At 59.3% G+C, this 10,920-nt stretch carries 8 protein-coding genes and 1 pseudogene; 4 read left to right on the top strand and 5 right to left on the bottom strand.

Annotated features, from left to right (window positions below; translation table 11 throughout):
- Nucleotides 1-247 (top strand): annotated as a pseudogene (locus U1A24_RS10750) (3D-(3,5/4)-trihydroxycyclohexane-1,2-dione acylhydrolase (decyclizing)); the annotation flags it as partial.
- An 11-nt stretch (nt 248-258) separates the two neighbouring features.
- On the top strand, nt 259-1,068 hold the full coding sequence (gene iolB, locus U1A24_RS10755; RefSeq protein WP_305249016.1) for a 5-deoxy-glucuronate isomerase: 810 nt from the start codon (nt 259-261) through the stop codon (nt 1,066-1,068).
- A gap of 345 nt (nt 1,069-1,413) precedes the next feature.
- Here the strand turns inward: iolB and U1A24_RS10760 are convergent, their stop codons facing one another.
- The 3 genes from U1A24_RS10760 to U1A24_RS10770 all read right to left on the bottom strand — a co-directional run bounded on the left by U1A24_RS10760 (nt 1,414) and on the right by U1A24_RS10770 (nt 4,059).
- A complete protein-coding gene (locus U1A24_RS10760; protein ID WP_322321978.1) occupies nt 1,414-2,676 on the bottom strand; it encodes a TRAP transporter large permease in 1,263 nt (420 codons plus the stop codon).
- Between the two features lies 1 nt (nt 2,677).
- The gene (locus U1A24_RS10765) at nt 2,678-3,118 is read right to left on the bottom strand and encodes a TRAP transporter small permease (protein ID WP_305249017.1); all 441 of its coding nucleotides are present in this window, start codon (nt 3,116-3,118) and stop codon (nt 2,678-2,680) included.
- A 77-nt stretch (nt 3,119-3,195) separates the two neighbouring features.
- The gene (locus U1A24_RS10770; protein WP_322321979.1) at nt 3,196-4,059 is read right to left on the bottom strand and encodes a DctP family TRAP transporter solute-binding subunit; all 864 of its coding nucleotides are present in this window, start codon (nt 4,057-4,059) and stop codon (nt 3,196-3,198) included.
- A gap of 90 nt (nt 4,060-4,149) precedes the next feature.
- Here U1A24_RS10770 and istA point away from each other — a divergent pair, with 90 nt between their 5' ends.
- On the top strand, nt 4,150-5,637 hold the full coding sequence (gene istA, locus U1A24_RS10775; protein ID WP_416173485.1) for an IS21 family transposase: 1,488 nt from the start codon (nt 4,150-4,152) through the stop codon (nt 5,635-5,637).
- Complete coding sequence (gene istB / locus U1A24_RS10780; RefSeq protein WP_305248757.1) at nt 5,634-6,392, top strand: IS21-like element helper ATPase IstB; 759 nt, start codon at nt 5,634-5,636, stop codon at nt 6,390-6,392. The genes istA and istB overlap by 4 nt, the downstream gene beginning before the upstream one ends.
- Before the next feature lie 161 nt (nt 6,393-6,553).
- On the opposite strand, the gene U1A24_RS10785 is transcribed toward istB, so the two are convergent.
- Together U1A24_RS10785 and U1A24_RS10790 are read right to left on the bottom strand one after the other, a co-directional pair.
- The gene (locus U1A24_RS10785) at nt 6,554-8,233 is read right to left on the bottom strand and encodes a hypothetical protein (RefSeq protein WP_305248763.1); all 1,680 of its coding nucleotides are present in this window, start codon (nt 8,231-8,233) and stop codon (nt 6,554-6,556) included.
- 11 nt (nt 8,234-8,244) lie between these two features.
- Nucleotides 8,245-10,920: SdrD B-like domain-containing protein (locus tag U1A24_RS10790; protein WP_322321980.1), on the bottom strand; the 2,676-nt coding region annotated here is incomplete at its 5' end.

Raw genomic sequence — 10,920 nt, forward strand, 5'->3', positions numbered from 1 at the left:
GGGTGCGCATGCGGTCAAGGCAAAGAACCTCGCCGATTTGCAGTCCGCCTTGCAGACCGCGCGCGGCAAGCGCAAGCCGACCGTCATCGTGATCGACACCACCGCAGCCCCGGGTCCCGGAGACGGTCTGGACGGGGCAGGCCATTGGTGGGATGTCGCCGTGCCCCAAGTTGGCGGTCCCGAGCGCCTGCGCGCTGCTTATGAGACCTACATCACAAACGCCGCAAGGGCGCGGCTGACAAACTGAGGGTCATAATGATGTCCAATCTGCAACGCAAACCATTTGGCACCCATGGCAAAGTGCACGAAATCACCCTGCAGTCGGCGGGTTGGCGTTACGTCGGCTTTTCGCTTTACCGTCTGCGGGCAGGGGAAAGTGCCGCCGAGGCGACCGGCACTCGGGAGGTGATTCTGGTGATGGTAGAGGGCAAGGCCGCCGTGACTGCGGCGGGGCAGGATTGGGGCATCTTAGGCGAGCGGATGAACGTCTTCGAGAAAACCCCGCCGCATTGCCTTTATGTGCCGAACGGGCAAGACTGGCAGGCGGTGGCGACAACCGATTGCACCATTGCCGTCTGTTCCGCCCCCAGCCAGTTGGGCCACGGCGCGCGCCGTATCGGGCCAGAAGCTATCACCCTCACGCAACGCGGGACCGGGCCGAACACCCGGTGGATCAACAACATCGCCATGGAGGCCGAGGATTATGCCGACAGCCTGCTGGTAACCGAGGTGTTCACCCCCGCAGGCAACTGGTCGAGCTATCCCAGCCACCGCCACGATGAGGACGATTTCCCCCGCATCACCTATCTGGAGGAAACCTATTACCACCGCCTAAACCCCTCCGACGGCTGGGCGGTGCAGCGGGTTTATGCCGATGACGGCAGCCTTGACGAGGTGATGGCCGTCAAAGACGGCGATGTGGTGCTGGTCCCGCGCGGCCATCATCCCTGCGGCGTTCCCCACGGCTTTGAGCTTTACTACCTCAACGTCATGGCCGGCCCGCGCCGCGCATGGCGGTTCATAGCTGCGCCAGAGGTCGAAAGTTTGATTGCCCGAGAAGCCAAGTGACGTCGTATGGGGTCAAGGGCGTGAACAGACAAAATTTAAATTTTTCAGGTTAGTCCAACGTTCCTCAGAGCGGCCATAGCACTTTTAGAATGCTGCAGCCTTGAAACTTTTACCCAATTTGAGACTTTGTTCGTAATTGCCGCTTGATGCCCATCTGTACAGGTCACTAAAATAAGACCCCTCATGGACTGGCCCCACGTTTGTCCAGCGAGCAAACTCCTTTAAAGACTGTATGTCACAGGTCGCAGCCTCGGAACTTGGCGCTAAAGCATTACACAAGATTCAACTTATCTACTCGTCACCATTATACCACGCTGTTGCTTCGGCGCTTACGGCCATTCCGGCTCAAATCAAAAACAACGAAATCGCTGGAACGAAAGTGACCAGAGCCAGACACAGCAAAATTACGCCAATCAACGGCAAAAGATGGGGAACCATCTTTTCGATCCCGATATTCGCGACTGCACAGGCGGCAAATAGGTTCACTCCCAGCGGCGGCGTGATCATGCCGAGCGCAAGGTTAAAAATCATCACAATACCAAAATAGGTCGGGTCAATACCGAACTGGATGGCGACAGGGGCGAGGATGGGGCCAAGAACCACGATCGAAGCAGAAGTTTCAACAAACATGCCCATGACGAACAGGAACAGATTAACAGCAAGTAGGAAGGAAATCGGATCGGTGAACGTGTCGGTGATCCAGTTGCCGATGCTTGCCGGTACGCCGGCACGCGTTAGAACAAAAGAAAATATGCCGGCCATCGAGACGATGAACATGACCACTGCGGAAGAAATGGCTGACCTGCGGACGACGGCAACCAAACCTTTCAGGTTCAGTTCCTTGTAGATGAACAGCGTGACGATCAGAGAATAGCCTACCGCCACAACCGAAGCTTCTGTCGGCGTGAACACGCCGCCATAGATTCCGCCAAGGACAATGATCGGCATCAGCAGCGCGAGGCTTGAATGCCGCAGGGCGGGAAAGAAGGGCGGGCGCACGTCTTCGCGGATCTCGGCGTAGCCTTTGTATCTGGTGTAAGCGAGTACAAAAGCGCTCAGCGCGACGGCAACAAGAAGTCCCGGCCCGATGCCAGCCACGAAAAGGTCGCCGACCGAAACGTTCGCTGATAGCCCGTAAATGATCATTGGAATTGAAGGGGGGATCAGCACAGACAATTCCGCCGCTGTCGCCTGCAGCGCGGCCGCAAAGCCGACGGGATAGCCGCGTCTGACCATCGCAGGTATAAGGATAGCGCCGACTGCCAATGTCGTGGCTACACTCGACCCCGATACCGCACCGAAGATCAGAGCGGTGAAAATGCAGGTCAACAAGATGCCGCCCCGGATCGAGTAGACACAGCTTTCAACCAGATCCACCAGACGGCGCGAGATTCCTCCATCTGCCATGATATTGCCGGCAAGGATAAAGAAGGGAATTGCGGCGAGAGGAAATTTGTCCAGTGCGACAAACGCCTGTTGCGGAATGACAATCAGTGGCACGGTCATAAAGCCGCCGATGCCGACAAGGCTGGCCAGTCCGATGGCAACCGCAACTGGGATGCCGATTGCCATCATTATCGTCATCGTAGCAATCATCAGAGGAAGCATTTCAGGTCGCTTTCAGGGGATCAGGGCCGGTCAAGGCCTCTTTGGCAGGATCAAGATAATGGGCAATGGTGGCCATTGCGGCCAGACTGGATCCGACCGGGATCGCCGAATAGACCCAAGATGCAGAAAGGCCGAAACCAGCAATGGTTTGGTTGCGCACCATATAGACGGCCTGCCAGCCGTAATAGGTCAGGACCGCAAACAGGGTCAGCATCGAAAGCATTATGGCAAGACGCAGGACACCACGCATTTGCCCGTAGGTCTTGTCGTAAAAGAAGCCCACTGCGATCAGAGCGCCCCCGCGGGCCGCAGACATCAAGCCGAGATAAACCATCCAGATGAGCGAGACCCGGACCAGCGGCTCAGACCAATAGGCGGGCGTGTTCAGCAGAAACCTGCTGAGTACCTGGAACAACCCCGCTGCCGCCGCGATCAAAAGCATCACGGCAGCAGCGAGCCCAACCGCTCGGTTGAGCTGCCGTTCGCACGCAATGAAATGTGACCGCAGCGCGGGAAGCATCACTGACCGACGATTCTGATTGCCTCGATCCGACCGCCAAAACGTTCGGAAAGTTCGGCAAAGGTCGGTTCCAGCTTGGTACGGAAGCTTTCGCTGTCCACTTCGGTCAGAATCTCTGTGCCACCAGCGCGCAGCGTTTCCAGCCCAGTCTCCTGGATTTTGAGAACTTCTTCCTTGGTACGGGCCATGGCGCTAATGGCCGCTTCACGGAAGATCTCCTGGTCTGCTTCGCTCATCGCGTCATAGATCCCAGGATTGATGAGCAACACGATGGGCGTGAAAGCGTGGTTTGTGACGCTCATGTACTTTTGAACTTCTCCGAAGCGGTTGTTTATGATCGCTCCGACCGGATTTTCCTGACCATCCACGACCCCTTGCTGGAGCGCAGAGTAGACTTCGGTCACCGCCATGGGTGTTGGCAGGGCACCCAAGGCCTCCCACGCTTTCAGATGCAATTCGTTCTGCTGAGTGCGAATTTTAAGGCCTGCGACGTCGGCGGCAACTGTGACCGGGCGGACGTTGTTGGTCAACTGGCGAAAGCCGATCCCCCCGGCTGCAAGGCCGACAAAGCCCGCGTCACGCAGCGTGCCCAACACTTCTGTGCCAACCTCTCCGTCAAGCACAGCCTGAGCGTGATCGAAATCCCGGAACAGGAACGGCACGTCGAAGACGGCGAAATCCGGCGCAAAGTTTGCGACCACAGATGTGGAAGAAACGGTCATCTCGACAGTACCGAACTGCACACCTTCCACCACGTCGCGATCTCCGCCCAGTGCGCCACCGCCTTGAAGCTGGATCGTGTAACGGCCTTCGGTGCGCTGCGCAATTTCTTCTGTGAGAACGGCAGTGCAAATGTTTGCCACGGAAGTGGCGGGATAGTCCTGCTGCGGGCAGAGTAAAACTTTGCCACTTTGGCCCTTTCTGGCGACAGGGAGGGCGGGGGTATTTTAATCGTGGAACTCTATCGGAAGGTCCGTCTCGCGCGTCGGGGCGGCATGAGCGAACGCGCTGCAGCGGTTCACTTTGGGATCTCGCGGGCGAGCGTAAATAAGATGATGAGCTTTTCGGTTCCGCCCGGATATCAGCGAACGGCTCAGATCAAGCGGCCCAAGCTGGATGCATTTACGGGCTTCATCGACCAGTGGTTGCAGGAGGACCTCACCCGGAACCGCAAGCAACGGCATACAGCCAAGCGTATTTTTGAGCGGCTGCGGGATGAACACGGGTTCAAGGGCGGCTATACGACAGTCAAGAACTATGTCCGTGAACATGGTCGGCGCAGCCGTGAAATGTTTGTGCCGCTGGCCCATGCCCCTGGCCACGCCCAAGCAGATTTTGGCGAGGCGATGGTGGTGATCGGCGGCGTGGAGCAGAAGGCGCATTTCTTCGCGCTGGATTTCCCCCACAGCGATGCGTGTTTTGTTCGGGCCTACCCGGCAGCCGTTTCCGAGGCTTGGATTGATGGCCATGTCCATGCTTTTGCCTTCTTCGGCCGGGTGCCGCAGTCGGTGCTCTATGACAATGACCGGTGCCTGGTGGCGAAGATCCTGCCGGATGGCACACGCAAGCGGACCAAGCTGTTCAGCGGGTTCTTGTCGCACTACTTCATCCATGACCGTTACGGTCGTCCGGGCAAGGGCAATGACAAGGGGGCTGTCGAGGGCCTGGTTGGATATGCGCGGCGCAACTTCATGGTGCCCATCCCCCGTTTTGCGACATGGGACGCCCTGAATGCCTGGCTGGCGGAACAATGCCGCAAGCGTCAGGCGGACGTTTTGCGTGGGCACGGCGACAGCATCGGGCAACGCTTGGTTCGTGATCTTGAGGCGATGATGGATTTGCCCGCATCGCCGTTCGACACCTGCGATCAGGCCAGCGGCCAAGTGAACTCGCAGTCCCTGGTGCGCTACAAAACCAACGATTACTCGGTGCCGGTTGCCTATGGTCATCGTGACGTCTGGCTTCGCGGTTATGTCGATCAGGTGGTTATTGGCTGTGGCGGTGATGTCATCGCCCGCCACCCCCGCTGTTGGGATCGCGAAGACATGGTCTTTGACCCGATCCATTATCTGCCCCTGCTGGAGCAGAAGGTGGGCGCCCTCGATCAGGCGGTCCCTTTGGCCGGTTGGGATCTGCCGGAAGAGTTCGCAACCCTGCGCCGCTTGATGGAAGCCCGGATGATCAAGGCGGGTCGGCGCGAGTATGTGCAGGTCTTACGGCTTTTGGAGACATTCGAGATGGCAGACCTGCAGGTTGCCGTCAAAAATGCCCTGCGGATGGGGGCGATTGGCTTTGACGCCGTCAAGCATCTCGTGCTGTGTCAGGTCGAGAGACGGCCGCCCAAGCTGGATCTGGATGTCTATCCCTATCTGCCCAAGGCCAACGTCGGCACGACATCCGCGGCCAGCTATATGTCCCTGATGCGGGGGCGGGCAGCATGAGCGACGCGCCCCAAATCCTTCTGAACCACCGTCTGAAGTCCCTTCGGTTGCCAACCGTTCTGCGGGAATACGGCAAACTGGCCACGCAGGCCGCGGCGGAAGGGCTGGACCATGTTCAGTTCCTCGGGCGTCTGATCGAGTTGGAGATGATCGACCGGGAACGCCGCATGATCGAGCGCAGGATCAAGGCCGCCAAATTCCCTGCCGTCAAAAGCCTGGACAGCTTCGACTTCAAGGCGATCCCCGCCCTGAACAAGATGCAGGTGCTGGAACTGGCGCGTTGCGAATGGGTCGAGCGGCGCGAGAATGTCATCGCGCTCGGCCCAAGCGGAACCGGCAAGACCCACATCGCCCTCGGCCTTGGACTATCTGCCTGCCAAAAGGGCCTGTCCGTGGGCTTTGTCACCGCCGCCGCACTCGTCCATGAACTCATGGAGGCGAGGGACGAACGCAGACTGCTGCGGCTTCAAAAGCAGATGGTCAGCCACAAGCTGCTGATCATCGACGAGTTGGGCTTCGTGCCGCTCAGCAAAACCGGCGCTGAACTCTTGTTCGAGTTGATCTCGCAACGCTATGAACGCGGCGCAACATTGATCACCAGCAACCTGCCCTTCGATGAATGGACCGAAACTTTTGGGTCAGAGCGCCTGACCGGCGCGCTTCTGGATCGGCTGACCCACCACGTAAACATCCTTGAGATGAACGGCGAAAGCTATCGCCTCGGCCAGAGCAAGGCCCGCCAGGACAAGGCATAACCGTCCACCCAAATTCCACCCAGTTGGCCCTGACGGGCCAAAGCATCCGGGCAACCGCCAGCTCAATGACAAGCGCGGTCGCCCGGATGCTCGCGCTCCCTCACGCGACAATCTCCCTAACCCCAAAGTGGCAACATTTTGCGCTGCCCTTTGGCTCACTTTTACTCTGCCGTTGACAGACGGTCTGTCGTCAGGCCGCTGCCTGATGCCGTCGGGCTGAGAGGCGCGTCCAGAATGACCACACCTTGCACATAATCGACCCGGTAATCGCGCCCCTCCACCAGTCGGCGGCTGGAGATCAGACGGCCCGAGACTGGATCGCGCACTTCAATAATCAGCGTTTCCGTGCCCGATTCAATATCGCGCCGCGACAGGAAGTAAGAACTGCCCCCCGTCCCGCGAAAGATATCCCGCTGCGTCAACCGGTCGATTTGTGCCGCATAGCCTGTGATCGTTGCCCGCGCCGCTCCATTGGGCATGGTCTCGGTCGTCTCGAATCGGCCAGAAGCGCCGTAAAGCGTGCGGTCCGTTCGCACCACGCGGGAAAGGTCGCTTTCAGGGCGGAAGTCACCCCACATGATATGGCTGTTGTCGCGCTCCGCGCGCAGATAGACCCGACCCGAAGTGGGTGCCAGGTTCTCGGTGCGCGAGTCATCGCCCGTGGTGACCCAGACATCGCGATCCTCGATCCCGCGCAAGACCTGATCAGGATGCCGCCGCGTCAGATGGCGGAACATGTCGCGCAGTTCCGTATCACGCGTATCGACCGACGCCGTCAGCCGCGTGCCATTCGCGTAGATTCCGTCCACAAAGCCCGCAACGCGCCCATAGCGCCAGGTCTCGTCACTGGCGCGGTCGCGCCCCAGCGTGACCTCGGCAATACCAGTCGCGAAGATATCGCGATGCGGGATCGTGACCGACTGTGCCTGGCTTTGACGACCTGCATTTATCGTCACTTCATGTGTGCCCGGCGGAAGAATGCGCTGAATGACAAAATTGCGCTGGATGCCCGGCACAATCGGCTCACCCATCAGACTAAGCTGGCCATTCGCAGGCATATCCGTGCCAGACACGGTGATGGCACCACCGCGCACTGGAATGCGGCGCTGTGCAGTGCGATCTTCACCCTCGCCTGCGGCACGCACGCTGCCCGTCACTTGCGATGCAGGCAAATCGCGCTCACTGCGGATCAAAGGCAAGGGCACGGTTTCATCACGCCGGCCCTGCGCATCATACACACGCAAGACATAGACCATCTCGTCGGGTCCACCTTCGGGCATGGTCCAATTCGCTGTCGCATTCGACCCCGTCGGCACAACAGCAACGGGCTGCGCGGGCTGACGCGGGTCAAGCACGACAATCTCGGCGCGCGCGATCCAAGCCGGATAATTCGAGGAGCTGCGGAAGCTCACCACCTCCCCCGCCCTGTAGCTGCGGCGCAGATCAGAAGTCGAGACATTCAGGATCGGTTTGGCCCCTAACCCGTCCACCGTAACACGCAAACCCATTTCGCTCAGAGCGCGATCCACGCGCGCCAACCGGTCCGTGACCGCAGCCGCACCCGCCACATGTTGGCGCGGCTGCGTGACCCCCGCATCAATCGAGATCGAGAACCCGATATCACCCAGATCTCCGGCTGAATTGTGTCCCGCCGATGTCGGGCTGGGCCGGCTGACCACCAAACCTGCATTGTCATGTGCGCAGCCTGCGGGCAGCGCACCATCCACCAGCGCACAATTGCCGTTGTTGACCTGTGCTTGTGCCGCGCTGAGTCCGGCAACCAAGGCCAGCACCGACACCACCGAGCTATGAAGGGAAGTGCTTTTATATTTGTTCCACATCGCTCTCATCCTCATTGCCCGTCAGGGTGCCGCGCGGGCCGTTCGACCAGACGCTCGACCGTCAGGGCATAGCGCCCTGCTTTCGACCACAAGCGCCTGATCTCGCGCTCGACACTGCGAAGGCGCGTATTGCCCACTGCGTCACGTTCATCCGGTGACGCCTGATAGCCCAGGCGCACAATCGAAGGCTTGGCCGCGATCTGGGCCACCAGCTTTTGCAAACCCGCTTTCAGCTCAGGCCGCAACTCACCCGTTGCAGTGAACGCGCGTGCTGACAGATCCACCCGCGCCACAGGGAATATAGCCGCACCAAAGTTCATCTTGGTCAGCATCCCCGGCGTAAGGCGCACCACACGCGGGTTCTCGGTCGTCACGCGATAGCCCAAGGGCAAAGTCCGATCATCAAGCCGCAGCATGAAGTTCGACCCGATATCGCGTGGCAATGCTGCGCAAGGCAGGCTGAAGCGTCCATGCTCGTCTGTCGTGACTGCTATGCCGTTGGGCGTGACCAGACGCACTCCCGGCAGACCTTTTTCACGCTTCGGCGCAGATGGCTCCGGCGCAGACCAGAACTTGCCCTTGCCCCCGTAATAGGTCTGATCGGTCAGCGCAAAACGATCTTCCTTCGGCTCGGCGTTGAAATAACCGTCATGGTTCAAGTCATCGAACACGCGGCCAATCAAAGTCGAGCACTGGAACACAGAGTCAACCTCGACACGCACGGCCGCCGTCGCCTCTGGCCCGATGGGCGCTCCTGTAACGGCGCTGAACATCTGCACGCGGTTGATATGTGTGCCAACCGGAACCGAGGACGATATATACGTCGTCAGGCTTATGTTTGTCACACCGCCTGCCCGCGCTGTCACACCCTCGAAGCGGAGCACCTGACCAGATTGCAAAGGGGCAAACGCCACACCGTCAACCGCGGCACTGCCCTCGCGATACACAAAGCCGGCCGGCAGCGTATCAACAACATCAAGCGTCACATCAGCCGTGCCGGTGTTGCGGATGGCAATCTCGTAATTCAATAGATCGCCTGCCCGCACAGAACTGACACCGGCTGTTTTCGTGATCGCAAGAGTGCCACCAATCAAGATGGACTGGTTTTGGTTTTCGACCACCAAACCATCCCCCGTCCCCACAAACACATTCTGGATTTGTCCGATGGTGTCGCCATCTGGCGAGACAAAGGTGATGCTATAGAACCGCCTGCTTGTAAGCGATGTGAACACGTAATTGCCATCGGCGTCCGTGATCGTTTCGGCAACCAACACGCCGTTTGCGTCAAACAACCGGACCGTATAGCCCGGCAGCCGGATATCTTCGCTATCCAGCACACCGTTCTCGTTGATATCAATATAGACAGTGCCCGAGATGCTTCCTGGGGTCTCAGGGACAGCGACCGTGTCGCTGCCCGTCACAACAGTGCCGTCTGGACTGCGCCCTTCAGCAGTCGCCGTGTTGATGACCTGACCGGCAGTAATATCCGCAGCCGTGACTACATAGCTTTCCACAAAGACCAGACGCTCACCAACGGCAAGACTCGGCACGGTCGTGTCCAGCCCAACCAGCGGATCAAGCACGCGCACGTCTGACAGCGTCACATTGCCCATGTTCTCAACGGTGATCGTATAGGTGATGGAATCTCCAGCCACCGGGATCAGATCAATCGGTGTCGCAGTTTTGGTCACGCTGATCGCTGGCAAAACAACCGGCGGTACCGTCACTGTATCAACCTCGCGCAAATCTTGCCCATCTGGCGCTACAGCTGTGACACTTGCGCGGTTGAAGACCAGCCCCGCATCCACATCCGCCTGTGTCACAACATAGCTTTCTGTGAACACCTCGCTTGCACCAACCGCAAGGCTCGCAAGCGTCGTGTCCAGACCCACCAGAGGGTCCTCCACACGCACATCCGTCAGCGTCACATTGCCGGTGTTCTCGACCGTGATCGTATAGCTGATCGCCGCGCCCACCGCAGGAAGGACATCGTCGGGGCTCGCCGTCTTCGTGATCAAAAGGCCCGGCACACGCGCCAGATCCGTCACCGTCGGCGTATCCGCAACCTGATCCTCGGGCGCAACCGCTGACCCATCCGGAGCCGTCCCCGTCGCAGACGGCGCCGTCACAGGATCATCATTCGGGTCAAGCCCCGAAGCCGTCGCAAGGTTCGTCACACCGCCCGCATCAACATGCGCCTGCGTGATCTCAAGCTGCGCTGTGAACTCCGCGCTCGCACCCGGTGCAAGGCCTGCAACGCTGGCCGGCACAATCGCGCTCAGACCCGCCAAAGGATCGCTCACACTCACATCCGACACCGTCACATTGCCCGTGTTCGTCACCACAAACGTATAGCTGATCACATCACCCACACCGCCCGCACCCCCAACAGAGGCCGACTTCACAAGCCCAAGCGATGGCGCCTGAACCGGAGGCACGCTCACCTGTGCAGGGTCCGCAACAACACCAGACCCGTCCGGAGCCTCCCCCGAAGCCGTCGCGATATTCGTCACTCGCCCCGCATCCACATCCGCCTGTGTCACAACATAGCTTTCTGTGAACACCTCGCTTGCACCAACCGCAAGGCTCGCAAGCGTCGTGTCCAGACCCACCAGAGGGTCCTCCACACGCACATCCGTCTGCGTCTCTTTGCCTGTGTTCTCTACAGTGTTCGTATAGCTGATCGC

The sequence above is a fragment of the Cypionkella sp. genome (assembly GCF_034376685.1).
In the GTDB taxonomy this organism is placed as follows: Bacteria; Pseudomonadota; Alphaproteobacteria; order Rhodobacterales; family Rhodobacteraceae; genus Cypionkella.